The organism is Sulfurovum sp. UBA12169 (assembly GCA_002742845.1).
Classification (GTDB): Bacteria; Campylobacterota; Campylobacteria; order Campylobacterales; family Sulfurovaceae; genus Sulfurovum.
The window spans coordinates 135080-155495 of record DLUH01000001.1 but is presented as its reverse complement, the minus strand read 5'-3'; the positions used below and the strand labels follow the sequence as shown (position 1 = coordinate 155495).

The window sequence follows — 20416 nt, the reverse complement described above, 5'->3', positions numbered from 1 at the left end:
TTTAACGAGAATCTTCTCTATAGCTTTTTGGCACATTGCGGAGTTGTTCCGGCCAAGGAATCGTCTGATCGATACGGATATACGCAACCCCGGGCAATCCGGTTTTGATCTTGTCGATATGCTCTTTTAGCAAATCGCTATCGATCGCCACCTTTACTCTAAACATCAGCTTTTCTCGTTCATTTTGTGTTTCTATCTGCTTGGGAGTAAATTGTGCTTGAGGCGATATAAATGTTACTTTTGCCGGAATCGCGATACGGGGAAACGCATCCAGCACGATTCTTGCTTCCGAATCATAGTTTATAACGCCTGCTTGGGCCGTGGGCAAAAAAATGGTCATAAACGTATCAAGCAAATCAAGGATCACCAACACTCTTTGGCCGCCTGCGACCACTTCTCCGGGCTGTAACAACTTGTATAATACTCTTCCTTTTTTTGGCGCATAAAGCGTACTGTCATCGATAGTGACCCTAATGGCCTGCGCTTGAGCCCGGGCAGCTTCTATGGCCGCATGGGACGCTTCTACGTCTGCTTCGGCCGATTTGAGATTTGCCAATGCAATTTTATAAGCGGTTTCATATTGCTGATACTGGAGCAATGAAATGCTTTTGCTTTGATAAAGAGATTCGCCTCTTTTGTGATTCTCCTGCGCCAATGCCAATTCGCTTTTTTTTTGCTCTACAATCGCCATTGTGCGATTTTTGTTTTGTTCTGCCTGTTTTATCTGAGCGCTTGCCACTTCCCATCTGGCCTCAAGCTCCGTCGTATCAAGCCTTGCAAGCATTTGACCCTTTTCGACGATATCGCCCTCTTCTACGTAGATTTCAAGCAATCTGCCCGAAACTTTTGGTGCAAGATTGATTTGTGCCGCTTCGATCCTTCCGTTTCCGTAAGCGAAATTTTCAGGAATTTTAGGTTTGTTGATCGCGTTATATGCAGCGTAAAAAGCAAATATACCGGCCACACCCGCCAGAACATACAACACAATTTTTATAATTTTTTTCAACTTGCTTCCCTCTTTATTCTCTCTAAAACCAAAATCACCCGATCATATTTTGTGCACTTTCTACTTTCTTGCTTTATTGATTATATCACGTAAGAAATAAATTTTATGCGCTTATGCAATACTTTGAGAAGATATTACATCCTTGGCTATCATCCAAAAAGTTTTGGCTATTTTCGGCTATACTCTGCAATTAAATTTAAAAGAAGAAATATACCCATGAACCTTTTATCAAAAAATGCGCCTCTGGAGCAATCAATTGCAAAAATGAAAGCTGTTTTGGCAGATGCAGGGTGCAAAATCACTTTTTCTGAAGAAAAGCATCCTTTGGAATATTGCTATTGGGTCAATCTTTCTTCTGCGGAAGCGCCAAAGCATATCTATTCCAACGGAAAAGGAATATGTTCTGAAGCGTCAATGGCAAGCGCTTTAGGTGAATATATCGAACGCCTGCAGACCAATAATTTTTTTACCGACTTTTATCTGCCCGGCCGAAACTATTATCCCGATCAGGTTGCATTTGATTTTGGAAAAGATTGCCTCAATAATACGTTGCGACAGATCTATGACCCCCATCAAGAACTCCATGATGAAGATCTTGTAGACTACAACAGCGACTATGAAGACAAGATTGTCTCATTGCCTTTTACTAATCATACAACCAAAGAGCGGGTCTATTTTCCTCTTAATATTCTCAACAATCTCTATACAAGCAATGGTTTGGCAACGGGAAATACACCACAAGAAGCCCAAGTACAGGCACTCAGTGAAATCTACGAACGTTACGTCAAATTGGAGATTATCAAAAAAGGTTACGCGCTCCCCGCTTACCCGGAAGACATTCTAAGCTCATTTGAAAAAGTTTATCATGATGTGGCGGCATTAAGGCAATCGGGCTATATTGTAGAAGTGCTTGATGCATCGCTGGAAGGAAAATATCCCGTCACCGCCATTTCTCTTATCAATCCTCGCAACGGAACCCTATTTGTCTCTTTTGGTGCACATCCTCTTTTGGAAGTATCGCTTGAGAGAACACTGACTGAGCTCATGCAGGGCCGCGGACTGGAAAATCTCAATACGTTTGAAACGCCTACATTTGATATGAGTCTTGTTGCAGACAATTTCAATCTTGAATCACACTTTATAGACTCTAACGGTAAACTGGGGTTTGGTTTTTTGAGTGCCCGCAAAAGTTTTGCCTATACTCCGTGGGCGTATGATGGCGCCACAACTCAAGATGAACTTGACTACCTCGTCGGAATTTTACATTCCATGGACAAAGAGATGTATCTTAGAGAGTATGATTATCTCGGGTTTTATTCGTGCCAAATCATTATTCCGGGAGTATCGGAGGTCTATCCGATAGAAGATCTGGTCTACAATAACAAAAATGCCGGCAAACAAATCCGTGACATGGTATTGCATTTTACAGAGCATGATCCAGAAGAGATACTTGATACCATAGAACCGCTGGATGAATCACTGGATGTGGGAAATTATATCGGTGTTATTTTTGAAAATGGTTTTACATTAGCCCAACTTAAAGCACAAATGTATCTGCTCTTAGGCTATACTGAAAATGCGCTGATACTGCTTGAATTTGGATCCGACCGTATGGGGCATATCGTTGCAGAATTGATTCGGATGGAAAAAGAAGGTTGTCTTTTTAAAGAGTACAAAGAGGCTTTGTTTGCTGTTTTTACTCCTCAAAAAGTCGAAAAAGCCCAACGCATACTTAAAGGAGAAGCATTTCTTATAGATACAGCCTTTCATCAGGATTATCACAATATATTGGCATTATATGATCGTCTGGAGCATAAAAAAATCACTCAAAAAAAGTAAAGCATTTTACTTTTTTTGAGAACAGGAGACAAATACCTTATGATTCACAGGGATCACCAAAAACTGATCTACCGATAAATACTCTTCGCTGAGATGATTGACAATCTTGATCTCTTCGGCGGTCGTTTCATAGTTTGCAGCTATATCCTCCAGTGTTTCGCCAAGTGCAACATAGTGGGAAACCATAAAAGGCTTGATGGGATTTTTCTTTTCCGGTAATTCATAGCGCAGATAAAAAAGAATCATCTTCTCTTCCGGGATCATCACCTTATAGCTAAACCTATCTGAAGGAATTGTTTCATTTTTAAACTGCGGATTTAAGCCAAGCAGCTCTTTGGGTTTCATCTCAAGAAGTTTTGCCAGTTCGCTTAGCTTTGCACCCCCTTCCACTTCAACTTCAAGCACCCCTCCATTGGTTGATGAAAATTCCAAAGCCAGTCCTTCTCCTATCATAGCGGCAAGCAGAATTTTCTTGATATACTCGCGTGTTTCCGGCGGAAGATATTTTTCTTTCTCATCAAGCAAAATCGGCAAGGCATCGCTGCCGGCCTTTTCGATAGCTTTTGCCAGCCTTCCTTCTCCGCAGTTATATGCCAAAGCGGCCAAATACCATTTGCCAAACCGATCATGAAGTTTTTGCAAATATGCTATGGCCGCATTCGTTGAGCTGATCGGATCACATCTTTCATCAAATCTTTGACATACTTCAAGGTTGTAATGTTTTGCCGTTGCCGGAATAAATTGCCACAATCCTACGGCATTTTTATGCGAAGCGGCAGAAGGAGAAAAGCCTGACTCGACCATTGAAAGATAAACAAAAAGATCCGAAAGGCCATCTTCAAGCAAATACCCTCTCATCATCGGCAAGAAATTTTTGCCTTTTTTGAGAGAGCACTGATAAAACGACATAATCTGGCTCTCATGCATTAAAACAAAACGTTCAAAATCCTCATCATAAACATAAGACTGATCGACTCCAAATTCTGAAAAAACATAGGTATAGCTGGGATACTTTTGAGCAACAGAAAAAGCAAAAGAAAACAGAGGAAACACCCCTGCAATCAAAATAATTTTACTGATACCTTTTTTTATCGACATATTTTAGATACCAAAAAGACGATAAGCGTTTTGCGTGGTAATTGCCTCAATCTCCCCTCTTGGGAGATCACTCAATGCAGACATCTTCTCTGCTATAAATGTTGTATAGGCAGGCTCATTTCTCTCTCCTCTGTGCGGATGGGGCGTAAGATAAGGCGCATCTGTTTCTATCAGCAATCTTTCTTTTGGTATCTTAGGATAGACTTCGATAAGCTTGCGGGCATTTTGAAAAGTAAGAACCCCTCCGATCCCAAAATAAAAATTTCTTTTTGCAAGTTTTAAAAGCTGTTCATCGGCATTATAGCAGTGCAACACACCGCCTTGTTCTCCGGCATACTGCTCAAGCAGCGCCAGACTATCTGTGCCGGCTTCCCTTATATGCACGATCAAAGGTTTTTTCAATGCTTTGGCCCAAAGTATTTGATCTGTAAAAACTTCTTTTTGCAAATTTTTATAGGCTTCCCTTTTTTTTTGATCCTCTGGCAGCCTGGAATAATCCAATCCGCACTCACCGATAGCTACACATTTGGGGTGAGAAGCAAAAGGCTCGAGTTTGCTCTTATCATAGTGCATCGCATCATACGGATGAATCCCGACAGCAAAATAAACATTCTCATATTTTTGGGCGATCTCAAATGCCCGCTCTAATGTTTGGGGGTCCGCGCCCGGAATGATATATCTCTCAACGCCTTTGTCTTTTGCACGCTCCAACACCTCTTCAAGATCTTCTTTGTACCGTGAATCATCCAAATGGCAATGTGTATCTATTATCATGCGTCACCTATTTTTAGATAAATTATAACCTATTTAACGCTTATTTTACGCAAATGAACCTTATTGTAAAACGAAATAAGATATAGTTTATTCTGGAAAAGAGAGGGGAATGTGATGTTTTTTTATGGCACTTTGCTTATATTTATTTTATTAATAATTTTAATTATCTACAATGAATACAAAAATGAAAAAAACTATAAAAAAGAACGGGAGAGGAAGCGTTATCAAAATACTCGACAAAACGAATCAAAAATTACAACAAACGCCCCTTCTCCTTCAATCCGAATTAAACCGGTCACGTCTTTTCCTCAATTTAATTATCCGCCTTTTAACCATGCGCGGCTTATTGCCATGGGTCTCTCGCAAGAGGATGCCAAAGAATTTGTCAACGAATTAATATCCCAAATAGACGCACAAATACCTCTGATTGATGAAGCCATGAAAATACCGGATTTTAACCGAATGGAACGACTGACACACAGCCTCAAAGGTTCTGCGACAAATCTGGGAAACGGAGGTATTTCGGACCTTTTGGTGGACTTCAATACCTATCTTAAAGGCGGGCGAGATTTTTCTGCTGCGCAAACCTATTTTGCACACTTGAAATACTATTTAAAAATGCTGAAAGAACAATACGACTAGACATTTCTCAATTTTTTTGCAAAAGCAAGAGCTTGGGGAGTGGGATTTTCGCCTCCTATAATACGGGCAATCTCTTGCACTCTTTCCTCCTCATCAAGTTCTTTTATCCGGCTTTTTGCACCCTCTTTTGTCACCAAAATATGCTGCCTCGCCTGTGCAGAAAGATGCGGCTGATGAGAGATAGCAAATACCTGATAAGCTTTAGAAAGTTTTGCGATCATCTGAGCAATAGCAATCGATTCGTCTCCGCTGACATTTGCATCTATTTCATCAAGAATCAACACCCCCTGTGCTTGTCTGGTTTCATCAATACAAACCGCCATCAATGCCAAACGCATACGATTGAACTCCCCCCCGCTCAATGTAGCTGTTTTTGAACCGCCAAGCATTATGTCTGCATGATCAACACCGTTTTCACACAGCAAAGTATTGTCAAAAATAAATTCAACGCAAGGCAGTTTTAATGCCTGCAAATATACATCTAAAGCATTTTGAAGACTTTTGGCCTCTTTTTGGCGCAACACCGAAATTTGCTGTGCAATCATATGCAACTCAGAAAACTCTCTCGCCAAAAAAGACTCCAGCGCACTTTTGTTTTGTTCGCTATTTTTATATCCTGCAAGTTCTTCTTTTTTTTGATTCTTGTAATTTAGGGCTTCCTGAATGGAACCATAACGATTTTTAAGCCCGTTCAGATCTCCCAGTCTATCTAAAACCTTCTCTATATCAATCTCTTCAAGCTCATCGGTTAAAGCCTGGGCTTCTTCAAAATCACTCCTTAGCTGATTCATTGCTTCGGAAAAAAAAGAAATATCTTTATTGAGCAAACGATATGCTTCTTCCACGCTTGCCTCATAAGCAAAAAGCTCATTTGCATTTTGCAAAGCATCTTTGATCTTGTCAATTTTGGAAAGCTGCTGTTTGATTTGCATCAGTTCTTCTTCCTCGTCTATGCGGGGATTGATCCGTTCTATTTTTTCTATTTCATACGCAGCAAATTCGATACGTTCAGCAAGTTTTGTTTCATTCTCTTTGATTTTTTTAAGCTGCTCTGCTTGAATTTTATAAAAAACATAACGTTTTTTGTACTCTTTGAGTAATTTTTTAAAAACAGGATTTTTATCGTCCAAACTGCTGTCTATCAATCCCAAAAGTGCGGCGGATTCAAAACCGCCCTTGTCCCGTACGCTTAGATACTGCACATAAGGCGCAAAAAGTTCGGCCAATGTTTTTTTGGAGATATTTTGACCATCAAGATAAGACCGCACTTTATCCTTTTTAAGTGTTTTGAGCGTTACTTCCTCTTCAAGCGCATACAGTTCACTTTGAAGTTCCGTCGGTTTTTGAAGTGTCACTTCGCACAACGATGCAGTCCCTAAAGCGCTGTATCCAAAACTTGAAAGTATTGAAGATATCAAAACGGATTTTCCTGCTCCGCTGGGTCCGGTCAAAACCACCAAGCCTTGATCGAACTCTAGTTCTACTTCATCAAAACCGACAAGTTCACGCAGGTACAATCTCTTGATCAACTTTTATCCCCCCATAAAAGTTTTTCACGAAGCACGCCAAAATAACTCCTCTCTTTTCTGTGCAAAAGTTTGGCTCCTATCTTTGCGCCTTCGACAACCAATACATCGCCCGGCTGCATTTCATAAGCATCCTGCCCATCTATCATAGCAACTACCCTGTCTTCGGTCGAAGCAAGCTCTATCGTAAAATCTGCCGGCACGACCAGCGGTCTTTGCCGCAAAGAATGCGCACAAATAGGAGTCATGATAAATGCTTTGGTTAAGGGATACATCACCGGTCCGCCCGCTGCAAGATTGTATGCGGTGGAACCGGTGGGCGTGGAGATAATAAGTCCGTCTCCGCGGTACGTGTTAAACCAATCTCCATCAATGGAAGCATCTATTTTTACCATCTTTGAAATCGTAGGGCGCGTAATGACGACATCGTTGAAAGCATAAAAACTTTTCGTTCCTTTGGATGTTTTAATGTAGCCTTCTATCATCATGCGCTCATCAATACGATAGTTGCCTTGCTGCATTTTAATTAAAAAATCATCTACTTCATCGATTGTGATATCGGCCAAAAAACCCAAATGGCCTGCATTGATCCCCATAACCGGCTTGTGGTGCCCATAACTTCGGCGAACTAAAGATAGCAATGTTCCATCTCCGCCCAAAGAGACTAAAAAATCTGCTTTCTCACAAATCGTTTCAAAAGGGAGGCCTTTTATACCTATCATCTTTGCTGACCGCTCTGCAATCAACACTTCAATTCCTCTTGCTTCAAATTGTTTTTTGATCTGCTCGTAGAGGGGTTTAATCTGCGGTGTATTTGGCTTAAGCACAAACCCTGCAGTCTGTATCTGCTCTAATGGTTTCAAGATATCCTGCTCCATGCACTTTATTTAATTGTTGTTAGCAGGGTAACATAAATGTACTTTAAAATTTGTTTTTCTGTTCTTTTATTGTATATTCGCATCCAAGAGGAATCCGAATTTGTATCTAAACAACTATTCGATATAATCGCAACAAACTTAAGTTAGAGGATTTTCCGTGAGAACACATTATTGTGCCCAGATCAATGAACAACATAATGGTGAAGTAGTTACCGTGGCCGGTTGGGTTTCCAGCCGCAGAGACCATGGCGGGGTTATATTTATCGACCTTCGCGACAAAGACGAAGTACTGCAGCTTGTCTGTGACCCTGCAGACAATGCTGCGGCCCACAAAATTGCTGAAGATGTCAGAGACCAGTTTGTGCTTATCGCTACAGGCACGATAAGACCCAGGGGAGAAGGATTGGAAAATCCAAATCTTAAAACGGGCAAAATAGAAATGGTCGTCGACAAGCTAGTCATTGAAAACCGCTCAAAACCGATGCCTTTTGAAATCGGGGATGAAAAAGTAAATGAAGAGATTCGCCTTAAGCACCGATATCTTGAACTGCGAAGCCAACGGTCTTATACTATTTTCAAACTGAGATCCAAAGCAACGATTGCAGCAAGAAATGCGCTTGACGAACTAGGTTTTCTAGAAGTAGAAACCCCTATTCTCACCAAATCAACTCCGGAAGGAGCAAGGGATTATCTCGTACCAAGCCGCGTACATCATGGTGAATTTTATGCTCTTCCGCAATCTCCGCAGCTTTTTAAACAGCTTTTAATGGTGAGCGGTTTTGACAGATATTTTCAGATAGCCAAATGTTTTCGCGATGAAGATCTTCGTGCAGACAGACAACCGGAATTTACGCAAATAGATGTTGAAATGAGCTTCTGCAATCAAGAAGATGTGATTCAAATCGCCGAAAAACTGATCTACAATGTTTTTACAAAATGCGGATTTGAAATTCCCCGCACCTTCAAACGTATGACTCACCATGATGCAATGGAAAAATACGGTTCAGACAAACCGGATATGCGTTATGATATGGCCATGGTTGATGTGATTGATATCTTTGAAAGATGCGACAATGAAATCTTTTCAGCTATTGCCAAAGCACCTAAGAAAAACCGCATCAAAGCGCTCAAGGTGCCAAACGGGGATACTATCTTTTCAAAACGCCAAATGAAAGGCTTTGAGGACTATGTACGCAAATTTGGCGCACAGGGTCTTGGCTATTTCCAGATGAAAGAAGACGGACTTAAAGGGCCTCTTGCCAAATTTTTCACCGATACGGATCTTCAGGCCATTATAGACCGATGCGAACTTGAGGTGGGAGATGCTGTATTCTTCGGCGCAGGCGAGAAAAAACTAGTGCTTGATTATATGGGCCGTTTCCGCATCTATCTTGCAGAAACGATGGAAATCATCCCCAAAGGTACATTTGAATTCTTGTGGGTCGTTGACTTCCCCATGTTTGAAGTTGAAGACGGCAGAGTCAAAGCGCTTCATCATCCGTTCACCCAACCAAAATCACTAGATTATGAAGATATCGAAGAGATAGAATCCATTGCGTATGACATTGTTCTCAATGGAACAGAGCTTGGCGGAGGATCTATTCGTATCCACAAAGAAGCAATGCAGTCAGAGATCTTCAAACTTCTAGGTATCGGCGAAGAAGAAGCGCAAGAAAAATTTGGTTTTTTACTTGATGCGCTTAAGTATGGTGCGCCTCCGCACGGCGGGTTTGCACTGGGACTTGATAGACTCATTATGCTCATGGCAGGTACGGACAGCATCCGAGATGTCATTGCATTCCCTAAAACGCAAAGAGCGCAATGCCTTCTTACCCAAGCACCAAGCACTGTCGATAATGAACAGCTCAAAGAGTTAGGGCTAAGAATGAGACAAACAGCAGCCATATAAAACTATAGATTTTGGCTCCGTTTCAAAATCACAAAAGATACAATTTTACCAGAAAGGATTATATTATGAAAAAACTATTTCTCATCATCGGAGCTCCCGGTTCGGGCAAGACAACAGACGCCAGCATCATTGCCAAAAAACATACAGATAAAATCGTACACTATTCAACCGGTGACATGCTCAGGGAAGAAGTAGCCAGCGGAAGCGAACTCGGCAAGACTATTGAAGGCTTTATTTCCAAAGGTGCTTTGGTGCCGCTCAATATCATTATCGACACCATCATCTCAGCGATCAACAATGCACCCGTTGATGTGGTACTTATTGATGGATATCCTAGAAGCGTGGAGCAGATGACGGCACTGGATGAAATTCTTGCCGGAAACCATGAAATAGAACTTAGTTCTGTTATAGAAGTAAGGGTAAGCGAAGAGATTGCCAAAGAAAGAATCCTCGGACGTGCTGCTGAAGCTGAGGTTGTAAGAAGCGATGACAGCGTAGAAGTTTTTTATGATAGAATGAAAATCTATACAGATCCCTTGGCACAAATTCAAGCTTTCTACACAGAGAAAAATTTACTCAAAGTTATTGACGGCGAAAGAACACTTGAAGTCATTGTTGACGATATGGATGCATTTGTCCAAAGCAAAATTTAACTTTTCTTTTTTGGAGTTAAAGTCCTGATTAAATCATAGACTAGATAAGGGTCAAGTCTGCAATGACGAAAATTTCATTATCTTGACCCCCGAATCAAGTTCGGGATGACAGAAAAATTTTTTAGCCTCATCCCTTTAGCTTATACACAGTTCATTCATCTTTCTTTGCTATAATAAAAAAAATTAATAAAAAGGCGAGAGTATGAGATTTAATCAATTCAAACCGATGTTACTAATGGCGGTATTGGTTCTATTGAGCGGTTTTGGGATGGCTGAGCCGGCTTCTGTGATAGATGCTAAAGCCAATGAAGCAATCAGACAATTTACGCAGAAGGTAAAAGGCGGCGAAAGGTTTTTGGCTCAATCTAAAGGCTATCTTGTTTTCCCAGGCGTCTACAAAGGCGGATTTGTCGTGGGTGCCGAATATGGAGAGGGAGTGTTGCGCGTAAATGGCAGATCAAAATACTATTATAATATAGCTTCAGGTTCTGTCGGTTTTCAGCTTGGAGTACAAAAAACTTCTTACATCATCGTCTTTGTAACGCAGGGCGCACTAAACAATTTTATCAAAAGCAACGGATGGGAAGCCGGAGTTGATGGATCCATTGCTGTTGCAGATTGGGGAGCAGGCAAAGATGTAAGTTCTATTAGTTTTGAAAAGCCTATCGTTGCATTCGTGTTTAACCAAAAAGGACTCATGTACAATCTTACACTCGAAGGAACGAAATTTACCAGAATCGTTCCCCATTAATACCTCCAAAGACCTTCTTCTTGACAAGAAAAATTTTTGAAGAAGGCAGAGTGGCAGAAGCGATCTCTTTTTCGGAGCAAAGGTTTTTATAAAAATGATACTTTAGATTCAAACCTTTTTTTGTAACTGCATTTTTGACACAATTCTTCTGTTGCCCTATTCTCCTTGAAGCCTGCAGCTATCTCCAAAGCCCGAGAGGAATTGACTATCTCTTTCAAACTCTGTTTATGCAGATCTCCCAGCTCCATAACTCCGTCACAGTCAAGACAGCATGGCACCACTTTTCCGCCGGCCAGGATAGCGATATGAGACTGCAGGCCCTGGCAGGTTCCGTCTCCATAGTTTTGATTCTTCAAAGAGGGCCACTCAAAATAGGTATCAAAATGCAAACGTATCTTGGGGGCCAAACGAATTGATTTGGGGCGCTCCCGACAGACAGCATCCAAATCAAGTGTAAAATTGAAATGTTCAGAAAAAGCCCCAAAAAGCATTTGATTAAAATTGCGCTCACTCATCGCCTCATCGAGATTCCATATTCGAAGATTGATAAACAGCTCCTCTGTTCTTTTGAGCTTTGCCTCGCATAGATCCAAGATGGGAGCAATATACTGATCAAATGTCAGGGCTGTATCATTTTTATTGAAACTGTTAAGCGATAGATTGATCTGCTTTACGCACGGATGGAAAAGTGTATTGTATGTATGCTTTTTAAGAAAATATCCGCTGGTCGTAAGTATCGCTTTGAGGCCATGCTTATGGATAATTTCCAGATAGTCATAAAGATTTGAGAGTGTCAACGGATCACCCACCACGTGACAGGCTATCTCTTTTGTGTAAGCTTTTGCCTGCTCTATGATGGATTCAAAGAAAATGAGATCCATGTGTTTTGAAGGCAAATTTTTCGTAGGACAAAAACTGCAATGCAAACCACACACATTAGTAAGTTCTATATAAATACGATAAAATTTCACAAGACTATTTCATACATGCAGAAAGTTCTGTGATATTTTGTGCGCGACTAATGCATGACATCCTCGATTTTAAGTTTGAAATCTCTTTATCCATTCTCTCAAGGTGGGCATTTTCTTCCTTATCATTCCAAAAATAGATAAAAGGCATTTTTTCTCCCATTTCTTTTTTAATAGCTCTAAGTTCCCTGATACATTCGTTAGCCTCCCTGAGGCTCTCGACACGCTGTATGCATTCTCTGCTTTTTTCTAAACTAAGAAGTAATTGAGGCAAACGTTCTTTTTGATTTTCATGCATACTTTGCCCCACACGATTGAGAAATTCTATTTTTGTCTTATCACTGCTTTGATTTGTATCGTTTACATCCATCCCGCTGACCACAAAATTACCCTTTAATATATCTTTAAATATCTCAATAACCTCTTTAGGTTTGCGTTTGTTTTTTGTCATACCAATCCCTCTGATAAGACCAAATTCTTCTATGGAAAAATCCGGCACCGTACATTTGTCATCTGAAACATTAATATCAAAATTTACATCGGAAGCTTTTTTGGTATATGCAATACCGTGAAGTCGGATTTCAAGCAAAAGGGGCACTCCTTCGTAAAGACACTTTTTTATTCCCGGCCCCTCCCATACATCACATGACAAACCGGCTATTTCCATTGTTCCGGTTTTTTTCAAATTTCGAATTTGGGCCTCTCCGTGGACACTGTATTTACTGCTGCTTTTTCGTTCCAAAACTTTTTCAGTTTTATAATAGGCGTGAAGTGTTGTATCTTTTTCCTGCTTGACCAAACTGCGAAAAGCCTGCTTCTCTCTGATCGCTCCAGCCGCCGTTACAGCGCCTCTCTCCTCAACCAGCGCAACAGCCCCCCACTCTTTAAAACGCAAACGAGCTTTTCCAGAAACAGTAAGATTTGTCTCCCGGGTAAGCTGTCCGCCCCCGCTCAACTCATAAAGCACCTGTCCGGACTCTATCTCATATATTTTAAAATCCTTATTTGCACCCGGTGCCGCAACAGTCAATACAAAAAAAGATAAACAAATAATTTTGAATAGATTTAAAAGCGACATTTAATTCCTTCATTTAAATTCCATACGGACGTTATTGTAACATAACTATAAAATTTATTCTTTACCCACGACAGAGATCCCGCAGCGGGGTCGATAAATATAGTTTTTTATTTATCGGATATTAAAAAATTAAAAGCGATGAATACCCTTTGCAATATCCTCTTCAAGTTTTCCAAATGCTTTATCCATCGCATCTACTATATTTTTAGTATCATGTTTTGTCGGGACGCTAACACTAAACAATTGCGCATCACTTTTGTGTGTTTGCAAATCTTCAATGTGCCAATTGGCATCAAGGTATACAAAATTCCCTTGCGCGATATAGCGTGTAATTTGTACCCGTACTTTAATGTTTGGCTGCGTATCTACCCCCCATGGATAGGCGTAAACTTGAGGCTGGTGAAACTTTTTTTGGATGAAACCGATAAGCCGATGTGTCAAACCTTCATTCATATCCTCTGCCCATGTGCCGTCGTTCAAAAAAACCACTTCACTGTTTGATTTGGCTATCGCTATCTCTCTTTTAAAAAGATATTTGGGAACACTTATCTTTTCAATACCTATTGTTTTTTTGTTTTGCATATACGTTGCTGCAGGTGAGGGTACCGTTGAGAGAACATAATAACTGCCCGTTGTCACACATCCATGCATCATCATTAGTATCACCGCAAACCATACTGATCTTTTTATAACTATTTCTTTCATTATTTGTCTCCAAATATCATTGAGGTAGGCTTTCTGTTTAGCATTCTTATAAACTCTTGCATCTCTTTAGATGTTTCCGCTACCACTTTCAACGTCTGTGCGATCTGCTGCGTTAGCAGTGAATCCTTATCGTATCCCTTCACCAGCTGTCTGGTAGCCTTAAGGGTTCTGGTGAGTTCTTGCATTGTTTGTGTGAGTTCATCAGGCATTGCTTTGAACGATTTTTGGTCTGTCATCGCATTGAGATTGCTTACCGTTTTTTGAAGATCAACCATCACTTGATGTAAAGGCTCAGCATTATCATCAACAACATTGTTAACTGATGTAAGCAATTTTTCTAACGGCAAAGCATTAAGTTTTGCCAATACATTTTGCACCGAACCTATGATGTCTGAATCATCAGGCTCTACCGTAGGCAATACCGCATAATGCTCTTTTTGTATTATTTTTTGATTGGTCGCATTTTTTTCAAAAATCAAATCCACATAAAGCATTCCCGTCAACGGATCTGACGATGTAATTTTTGCACGCAAACCCTCTTCTACTGCCTTATAAAAATTGTTCTTTCCTGAAAGATTTTGATCTTTTTCGTCTTCAAAAAACGAAGTATCAATCTGCAGCAAAACACTTCCGGTCATCTTGTGCGTTTGGGCGTCGTAAGATGTCTTTACCTCTTTGACCTCCCCCACATCAAAACCGTCATAACGAACCGAAGCATTTGCTTTCAGCTTGGCAATGGATTTTTCAACAAAAATTTTAAACATATTGCGTGATTTACCGCCCTTTCCCGTCTTGTTTTGGGCCATACTGTAATTTTTATAAAGAGGAAAAATAAACTTATCCCTTACTTTGTCTTCTGTATTTTTTCCCATGGAAGAAAAAGCAATGCCTCCATGAATCAAGTGGGTTACCGGAGCGATATTGACGTCCAGTCTTCCATTGGAAAAATCTACATCAAAAGCACTCATCACCCAGAATTTTGAATCTTCATGCACATAAGCGGCGTATTGATTTTCAATAAAAACAACAAAATCAATTGAATTGCCATCAAGCGCAATAGTCACATGCTCCACTTGGCCCACTTCAATATTTTTAAAATAAACCGGAGTACCCTTGGTTATATTATACGAAAAGGGGGCATTGAGTTGAAAAAATTCTCCTTCACCTGTTTGTTTGTAGGCACGGCTAAGTCCTTCAAATTTATCTTTGAATCTCCTTTTTGTTGTTGCCTCTTTGCCTCTATGCATTTTGATATAAGTCCCGGAAATCAAAGTGTCTAGTCCGCTTACTCCTCCTAAACCCACTTCTGGCTTTACAATCCAAAATTTTGTATCGCCATCAAGATATTTTTTAATATTTTTATCCATTCTTGCAACAACAACTACTCCGTCCCCATCTTCTTGCAATTCGATCTTCTTTACGGTGCCTATTGGCACATCTCTGTATTTTATTTGACTTTGTCCGGCTTGCAAACCTTCATTTTTAGGAAAAATAATCCTAATCTCCGGACCCAGTTGAGCAAAATATTGAAATGCCAGCCAGCCGGCTATAAGCAATGCAACAAATGGAACAATCCATATGGAGGTGATAAAATTAAATTTTGTTGACTCTTCTATTACGGGTATCTGTTTTGGCATCTATCTTTTTTCCTTTATTCTTTTGACTCCAAATTCCGGCACTATCATTCTATGCACTTAACTTCTTCCTTCAATCAATCGTTCATCAAATGCATGGGCAGCCAAAAGTGTAAAAAACACAGAGAGCGCAAATGCGGTTGCAGCGGTTCCGGCGATGATCTGAATATTGGCAAGGTGTATAAGTGCTGCAAGTATAGCAACAACAAATACATCGATCATGGACCACGGACCTACTGCTTCTGTTAAAAAATACATTTTATGCTTATTGATCTTTTTATCTTTTCCCAAAGGGTATTTTACACTAACAAGCAGATAAATTAAAATAAGAAATTTTAAAACAGGAATAACAATAGAAGCAACAAAGATCACCATAGCGATGGGATACGAACCGTGTTCCCACAGCATTACAATGCCGCCCAAAATCGTGCTGCTCTCTCCTGATCCGAATTGTTTGGTAATAAGCATCGGATAAAGATTGGCGGGAATGTATGCGACAATAGCCGTTATAAGATATGCCCAGCTTTTTTGTGTCGTAAATTTTTGGTGCCTATAGATCGTGCATCCGCAGCGGCGGCAAGAACTGTTTGTTCCTCTGTCAATATTGACCGCTTCACAAACCGGACATCTGATAAGCTTCTTTTCATCAATCTCTATCATTGCTTCTCTCTTTGGAAAAAGTACGTTTTCGCAACATCCATATCTCGTAAATGTGCAAGTTTTTTGTGATATACAGATCCAGCACCACAAAACCTATCAGCGCCCAAAAAGAAACCCCTATATGTATCTGCGCGTACCCGATAAGCTTAACCAATGCCACCAAAATACTGACAAAAAATATATCGCTCATGCTCCATGGCAAAATACGGGACAGCAAAACAAGCAGCTCCTTGATCGTTTTTTCTCCTCTTTCTAGTTTAAGCAAAACAAAAAGAGTACTGTAAATCAAAAATATCATCAAAGGAAAGACAAAAATAAGAAAAGCACAAATGAGGCCCACAAGATAAAAACCGCTCTCAAAAAGGCTTAAAATAGTTTTTGAAATTGTAATAAATTGCTCATGTCCGAGTATTTCTATCTTAACTAAAGGAAAAATGTTGGCCAAAACAAACATAATAAGTCCGCTGACACTTAACGCCAAGCCATGTTCTGTGAGCCTGCTGTCGTATTTGTACAATACTCCTCCGCATTCGCTGCAACATGCTTTTGTGCCGTCACGTATAGGTATCTCTTCATGCAATGTATGGCATTTGCGACAAATAATATAGTGATCCAACGCATCTTCATTTTCAAGTATCATGGCTATAATTATAGCCAATATCAAAGAATTTCGGCTGTTTGCGGAGAATAAAACAAGCCCTAATTTTCGCAAAACATCACAAAAGGTTAACTTATGAAAATTCTTTCGGTGGGAGGAAAACTTTATCACCCTGCTCTTGAAATCACATCCATACAAGAATCCTCTCTTGCAAATTGCCGCACCATAGAGCAATATGCTTATATCATTATCAACGGAGGCGACGGAACGATCCGAAGAGTACTCAAAAAGCTTCACTCTTTAAATCATTTGCCCGTCTTTATCCTTAATCCCATAGGCTCTTTCAATGTTGTTGCCAAACTGCACCGTACACCAAAAATCCAGACAGTCCTGGAGCTGCTTGCAGATGGCAAAAAGCCTAAAATTGAGAAGCATCAAATCTTTACACTCAACGATGAACTTTTTCTTTTTTCCGCCGGAAATATGGGTGATCTTCAGCACATCTTTCTTTCTGAGACACTGCGTTTTGGCATTCTGGAAAAAGGTCTTTTGAAATATCTGCTTGCTGTTATTTTTCTTTTGCCTGTTCATCTCATAATGACACCGTTTATGCTGCTAAGTTCTAAACGTTTTTTTATTTTTACACCTTTTAAATTCATCAAAAAACTGGGAAGTTTTTATGGCGAAGTAAAAAAAGAGATGCGGATAGACCTTGAATATGAGTACAACCTGCTTGAACTTGATGGCGATATTGTAGCCATTCACAGCAGATACCTTCATATCAGACAGGCAGGTTATGTGTCTATTGTTACCCGATAACACTCGCCTGCCGCATTGCAATCGTGTTAAATACAGCTATTGTAAAAACAAAAAACTTGACTTTTGAACATATGTCCGTTATAATAGTTTTTGTCAAAGGCGAATTAAAGACGAGGAGTTTCCCAAATGTTACTGGGCCGGAAAAAAATTATACGGAATATCGAAAAAAATCATAACAAAGTATGCTTTAAACCTTGCGGGATAGAAACCAAATGCATTGAAAAAACCATACTTGAACATGACGAAATGGAAGCGATACGACTAAGTGATTATGAAAATTTATATCAGCAAGAATGCGCAGAACGCATGGGGATTTCAAGAACTACATTTTCAAGGATATTGGTAGGTGCACACAAAAAAGTAGCAGATGCCCTCCTCAATGGTAAAGCCATTATCATTTCACAAAGAAATGAATTCCCCAAACAAAAAGAAGGACAAACGATGAAAATTGCCATACCGGTCAAAACAAACAAAGAAAATCCTGCCGTTGCACCGCTTTTTGGGAAAGCAAAATGGTTTGCATTTATCCAAGACGGAGAAATATCCATAAAACAAAACAGTGCAGAGGGCGGACAAGCCGTTGTACAATGGCTTACAGACGAAGGTGCCGATACGCTTATCATACAGCAAATGGGAATGATGCCTTATAAGTTACTAAAAACACAAGAAGGCATAAAGATTTATCATTCGGGGTTTGAGCGCATTACCCTCGAGGAAGTATTGAAAAATTTTGAAGAAAATTCTTTAACCCTGCTTGACGAAGCACAAATGGCCGATATCATAAAACATCATGAAAATAAACATTCACACAAGGAGACAAAATGAAACTGATTTTTCCCACAGACGAAAACATGGGATACCTTAGCAAACGAGGTGCCCATTTTGGCAAAGCAAAATTCTATACGATCATTACATTGGAGGATCAAAAGATTAAAGAGGTGGAGGTCGTTCAAAACCCTGGCCATAGCGGAGGCGAATGCGGCAACGCAGTGGCCAATATCATGAGCCTCCATCCCGATGCCTTAATCGTCAGCGGCATAGGCGGATCGCCTGCTCAGGGCTTTGCGCAGGCCGGGCTTGACCTTTACTTTGACAATATTTCTCAAAACGTTCAAGAGAGCGTGATGCTTTTTATTCAAGGAAAATTGGAAAAAATAAACAGCAACGGCACGTGTTCGGCACACTGATATGACAATTCTATAAAAACGGCAGATAATGTTCAAACTTGATGACCCTAAAAATAATTATAAAAATGTGATTCATGCATTTTTTCTTTCGCTTGCCATCACGATAGCCGAACCCTCTACGATTTTACCGCTGATGGTGCATCATTTCAGCGACAGCGTTATCATCGTAGGGATTTTTGCTTCCCTGCTTCGTGGCGGGGCTATAGTGATACAGCTTTATGCAGCCTTTCATGCGCAAGCCTATCAGCGTGTTTTGCCTTATCTAAGCAAAGTATTTTTCTTTAGATTCCTTTCATGGCTGATGATAGGGGTAAGCATTTTTCTCTTTGGGGAAACTAACAAACCTTTGACGCTGTTTTTTATCGGGGTTGGACTCTTTTTCTTTTCGTTTACGGCAGGATTTGGCGCCATCTATTTTAAAGAACTTCAAGCGAAGCTTTTTTCAAAAACATATCGCGGTAAAAGCATGGCGCACAGGCAGATTGCAGGCTCTGTAGCCTCCATCATAAGCGGAGGTGTTGCCGGATATGTGCTTCACCATTTTGATGCGCCGCTTAATTACGCTTATCTTTTTATCGTAAGCAGCCTGCTTATGGCAATAGGCTTTGTTGTGTTTTCGACCATAGAAGAGCCGATAAAACAAAATGTTTCCGTAAAAGAAAAAAGTTTTAAGATTTTTATGAAAAATTCCAAACTTCTCTTAAAGAGTGATGCAAGACTTCAGCAGCAAATCATCGTCATTTTTTTGAGTTTCAGTTATCTTTTAGCCATGCCTTTTGTCATTTTAAATGCCAACAACTCCTTTACCTTGACCGGATGGATGCTAGGCGGCTTCATCACGGTACAAATGCTTGGAAGCATCATAGGAAGCAGTTTATTGTGGACACGCATTGACAACTACGAAAAAATGCTTTCACTTAGTTTTTTATTTATCATTATCGCTTTTGTTATTGCTCTTTTTGCAAAAGACGCTTATGGTTATGCTCTCATCTTTTTATTGTTCGGCGTAGCTTTGGATGGATTCAACAACAGCGGTATGAATTTGGTTATAGAGATTGCTCCCGAAGAAAAACGGCCGGTTTACACCGCTATTCAGACCAATATCACTTCAATTGGGCTTTTCTTTCCTATTCTGGGAGGGGTCATTCTTAAATTTGTAGAGAGTTATACCGTGATATATCTCCTGACCATCACGCTGCTGCTGATCGGATTTTTTTTAAGTTTAAGGCTCAAAAAGATTAAATAGGAGTAATTTAATCCTTTTTAAGGAAAAACAATTTATATTATAAAAAATTAATATATTTATAACAAAGGATAATCACTATGATACCATTTTCAGACGAAGAGATATATCACGCGGTAAAGATCAATCTGCCAAAAGTAAATATGTATGTGAATTCTCACGGAGGGGCCATAAAGTTACTGGGGGTAAGTGACGGCACGGTCTACATAGAACTCACCGGCACATGCCACGGATGCAGCATGAGTCTGATGACAACCAAGATGGTCGTTCAAAGGCAGCTTCGAGAGCTGATCCACCCGGAGCTCAATGTTATCAATGTGGACGGATCAAAAGAAAATAAACTCCCCGAACACTACTTTACAGATCACACAGAAGAAGAGATCACAACAAAAGAAAAATTGATTGATAAAATTAAAAAATACTTTTAAATCTGTAAAATGATATTTTC

The 20416-nt window shown here is 40.1% G+C and carries 21 protein-coding genes; 10 read left to right on the top strand and 11 right to left on the bottom strand.

All coding sequences use genetic code 11. The features are described from left to right. Window position 1: 1 nt before the first annotated feature. Window positions 2-1006, bottom strand: a complete 1005-nt coding sequence (locus CFH81_00865) for an efflux transporter periplasmic adaptor subunit (GenBank protein DAB40887.1) — start codon at window positions 1004-1006, stop codon at window positions 2-4. Between the two features lie 216 nt (window positions 1007-1222). On the opposite strand from CFH81_00865, the gene CFH81_00860 reads away from it, so the two are divergent. Next, window positions 1223-2845 (top strand): hypothetical protein, encoded by a 1623-nt coding sequence (locus tag CFH81_00860; GenBank protein ID DAB40886.1) that lies wholly within the window; start codon window positions 1223-1225, stop codon window positions 2843-2845. A 6-nt stretch (window positions 2846-2851) separates the two neighbouring features. Here the strand turns inward: CFH81_00860 and CFH81_00855 are convergent, their stop codons facing one another. Together CFH81_00855 and CFH81_00850 are read right to left on the bottom strand one after the other, a co-directional pair. Continuing rightward, window positions 2852-3943, bottom strand: coding sequence for a lytic transglycosylase (locus tag CFH81_00855; GenBank protein ID DAB40885.1), 1092 nt, complete (start codon window positions 3941-3943; stop codon window positions 2852-2854). 3 nt (window positions 3944-3946) lie between these two features. Further along, a complete protein-coding gene (locus tag CFH81_00850) occupies window positions 3947-4717 on the bottom strand; it encodes a hydrolase TatD (GenBank protein DAB40884.1) in 771 nt (256 codons plus the stop codon). Between the two features lie 114 nt (window positions 4718-4831). On the opposite strand from CFH81_00850, the gene CFH81_00845 reads away from it, so the two are divergent. Then, window positions 4832-5359, top strand: a complete 528-nt coding sequence (locus CFH81_00845) for a hypothetical protein (protein DAB40883.1) — start codon at window positions 4832-4834, stop codon at window positions 5357-5359. Here the strand turns inward: CFH81_00845 and CFH81_00840 are convergent. After that, a complete protein-coding gene (locus CFH81_00840; GenBank protein ID DAB40882.1) occupies window positions 5356-6888 on the bottom strand; it encodes a DNA recombination protein RecN in 1533 nt (510 codons plus the stop codon). The two genes, CFH81_00845 and CFH81_00840, sit on opposite strands and share 4 nt — an antisense overlap. Further along, entirely contained in the window at window positions 6885-7763 is an 879-nt protein-coding gene (locus CFH81_00835) for an NAD(+) kinase (GenBank protein DAB40881.1), read from the bottom strand. The genes CFH81_00840 and CFH81_00835 overlap by 4 nt, the downstream gene beginning before the upstream one ends. Before the next feature lie 157 nt (window positions 7764-7920). Between CFH81_00835 and CFH81_00830 the strand changes: the two genes are divergently transcribed. The 3 genes from CFH81_00830 (at window position 7921) to CFH81_00820 (ending at window position 11076) form a co-directional block, all read left to right on the top strand. After that, window positions 7921-9672: an aspartate--tRNA ligase gene (locus tag CFH81_00830; protein DAB40880.1), complete on the top strand. Its 1752-nt coding sequence runs from the start codon at window positions 7921-7923 to the stop codon at window positions 9670-9672. Between the two features lie 65 nt (window positions 9673-9737). Further along, window positions 9738-10325: an adenylate kinase gene (locus tag CFH81_00825; GenBank protein ID DAB40879.1), complete on the top strand. Its 588-nt coding sequence runs from the start codon at window positions 9738-9740 to the stop codon at window positions 10323-10325. Between the two features lie 202 nt (window positions 10326-10527). Next, window positions 10528-11076, top strand: coding sequence for a hypothetical protein (locus CFH81_00820; GenBank protein ID DAB40878.1), 549 nt, complete (start codon window positions 10528-10530; stop codon window positions 11074-11076). An 86-nt stretch (window positions 11077-11162) separates the two neighbouring features. Here CFH81_00820 and CFH81_00815 read toward each other — a convergent pair whose 3' ends face one another. The 6 genes from CFH81_00815 to CFH81_00790 all read right to left on the bottom strand — a co-directional run bounded on the left by CFH81_00815 (window position 11163) and on the right by CFH81_00790 (window position 16761). Then, window positions 11163-12047 (bottom strand): radical SAM protein, encoded by an 885-nt coding sequence (locus CFH81_00815; protein DAB40877.1) that lies wholly within the window; start codon window positions 12045-12047, stop codon window positions 11163-11165. 4 nt (window positions 12048-12051) lie between these two features. Then, window positions 12052-13122: a hypothetical protein gene (locus tag CFH81_00810; protein DAB40876.1), complete on the bottom strand. Its 1071-nt coding sequence runs from the start codon at window positions 13120-13122 to the stop codon at window positions 12052-12054. A gap of 129 nt (window positions 13123-13251) precedes the next feature. After that, window positions 13252-13827, bottom strand: a complete 576-nt coding sequence (locus tag CFH81_00805; protein ID DAB40875.1) for a hypothetical protein — start codon at window positions 13825-13827, stop codon at window positions 13252-13254. Continuing rightward, complete coding sequence (locus CFH81_00800; GenBank protein DAB40874.1) at window positions 13827-15464, bottom strand: hypothetical protein; 1638 nt, start codon at window positions 15462-15464, stop codon at window positions 13827-13829. Before CFH81_00800 ends, CFH81_00805 begins: the two co-directional genes overlap by 1 nt. A 57-nt stretch (window positions 15465-15521) precedes the next feature. Continuing rightward, window positions 15522-16121 carry a paraquat-inducible membrane protein A gene (locus CFH81_00795; protein ID DAB40873.1) on the bottom strand — a complete coding sequence of 200 codons (600 nt, stop codon included), beginning with the start codon at window positions 16119-16121 and terminating at the stop codon, window positions 15522-15524. Continuing rightward, window positions 16108-16761 carry a paraquat-inducible membrane protein A gene (locus CFH81_00790; GenBank protein DAB41399.1) on the bottom strand — a complete coding sequence of 218 codons (654 nt, stop codon included), beginning with the start codon at window positions 16759-16761 and terminating at the stop codon, window positions 16108-16110. The genes CFH81_00795 and CFH81_00790 overlap by 14 nt, the downstream gene beginning before the upstream one ends. A gap of 93 nt (window positions 16762-16854) precedes the next feature. Between CFH81_00790 and CFH81_00785 the strand changes: the two genes are divergently transcribed. The 5 genes from CFH81_00785 to CFH81_00765 all read left to right on the top strand — a co-directional run bounded on the left by CFH81_00785 (window position 16855) and on the right by CFH81_00765 (window position 20396). Next, the gene (locus CFH81_00785) at window positions 16855-17538 is read left to right on the top strand and encodes a hypothetical protein (GenBank protein ID DAB40872.1); all 684 of its coding nucleotides are present in this window, start codon (window positions 16855-16857) and stop codon (window positions 17536-17538) included. Between the two features lie 126 nt (window positions 17539-17664). Then, window positions 17665-18363, top strand: coding sequence for a hypothetical protein (locus CFH81_00780; protein ID DAB40871.1), 699 nt, complete (start codon window positions 17665-17667; stop codon window positions 18361-18363). Next, window positions 18360-18725 (top strand): dinitrogenase iron-molybdenum cofactor biosynthesis protein, encoded by a 366-nt coding sequence (locus CFH81_00775; protein ID DAB40870.1) that lies wholly within the window; start codon window positions 18360-18362, stop codon window positions 18723-18725. The genes CFH81_00780 and CFH81_00775 overlap by 4 nt, the downstream gene beginning before the upstream one ends. 28 nt (window positions 18726-18753) lie before the next feature. Further along, window positions 18754-19971, top strand: coding sequence for an MFS transporter (locus CFH81_00770; protein DAB40869.1), 1218 nt, complete (start codon window positions 18754-18756; stop codon window positions 19969-19971). A gap of 77 nt (window positions 19972-20048) precedes the next feature. Further along, window positions 20049-20396 (top strand): hypothetical protein, encoded by a 348-nt coding sequence (locus CFH81_00765; protein ID DAB40868.1) that lies wholly within the window; start codon window positions 20049-20051, stop codon window positions 20394-20396. Window positions 20397-20416: the final 20 nt, after the last annotated feature.

What these genes read in the sequence shown, in the direction of transcription:
- CFH81_00860 (DAB40886.1), top strand. Translation starts at nt 1,223, where the DNA reads ATGAACCTTTTATCAAAAAATGCGCCTCTGGAGCAATCAATTGCAAAA.
- CFH81_00855 (DAB40885.1), bottom strand. Translation starts at nt 3,943, where the DNA reads ATGTCGATAAAAAAAGGTATCAGTAAAATTATTTTGATTGCAGGGGTG.
- CFH81_00850 (DAB40884.1), bottom strand. Translation starts at nt 4,717, where the DNA reads ATGATAATAGATACACATTGCCATTTGGATGATTCACGGTACAAAGAA.
- CFH81_00845 (DAB40883.1), top strand. Translation starts at nt 4,832, where the DNA reads ATGTTTTTTTATGGCACTTTGCTTATATTTATTTTATTAATAATTTTA.
- CFH81_00835 (DAB40881.1), bottom strand. Translation starts at nt 7,763, where the DNA reads ATGGAGCAGGATATCTTGAAACCATTAGAGCAGATACAGACTGCAGGG.
- CFH81_00825 (DAB40879.1), top strand. Translation starts at nt 9,738, where the DNA reads ATGAAAAAACTATTTCTCATCATCGGAGCTCCCGGTTCGGGCAAGACA.
- CFH81_00820 (DAB40878.1), top strand. Translation starts at nt 10,528, where the DNA reads ATGAGATTTAATCAATTCAAACCGATGTTACTAATGGCGGTATTGGTT.
- CFH81_00810 (DAB40876.1), bottom strand. Translation starts at nt 13,122, where the DNA reads ATGTCGCTTTTAAATCTATTCAAAATTATTTGTTTATCTTTTTTTGTA.
- CFH81_00805 (DAB40875.1), bottom strand. Translation starts at nt 13,827, where the DNA reads ATGAAAGAAATAGTTATAAAAAGATCAGTATGGTTTGCGGTGATACTA.
- CFH81_00800 (DAB40874.1), bottom strand. Translation starts at nt 15,464, where the DNA reads ATGCCAAAACAGATACCCGTAATAGAAGAGTCAACAAAATTTAATTTT.
- CFH81_00795 (DAB40873.1), bottom strand. Translation starts at nt 16,121, where the DNA reads ATGATAGAGATTGATGAAAAGAAGCTTATCAGATGTCCGGTTTGTGAA.
- CFH81_00790 (DAB41399.1), bottom strand. Translation starts at nt 16,761, where the DNA reads ATGATACTTGAAAATGAAGATGCGTTGGATCACTATATTATTTGTCGC.
- CFH81_00785 (DAB40872.1), top strand. Translation starts at nt 16,855, where the DNA reads ATGAAAATTCTTTCGGTGGGAGGAAAACTTTATCACCCTGCTCTTGAA.
- CFH81_00780 (DAB40871.1), top strand. Translation starts at nt 17,665, where the DNA reads ATGTTACTGGGCCGGAAAAAAATTATACGGAATATCGAAAAAAATCAT.
- CFH81_00775 (DAB40870.1), top strand. Translation starts at nt 18,360, where the DNA reads ATGAAACTGATTTTTCCCACAGACGAAAACATGGGATACCTTAGCAAA.
- CFH81_00770 (DAB40869.1), top strand. Translation starts at nt 18,754, where the DNA reads ATGTTCAAACTTGATGACCCTAAAAATAATTATAAAAATGTGATTCAT.
- CFH81_00765 (DAB40868.1), top strand. Translation starts at nt 20,049, where the DNA reads ATGATACCATTTTCAGACGAAGAGATATATCACGCGGTAAAGATCAAT.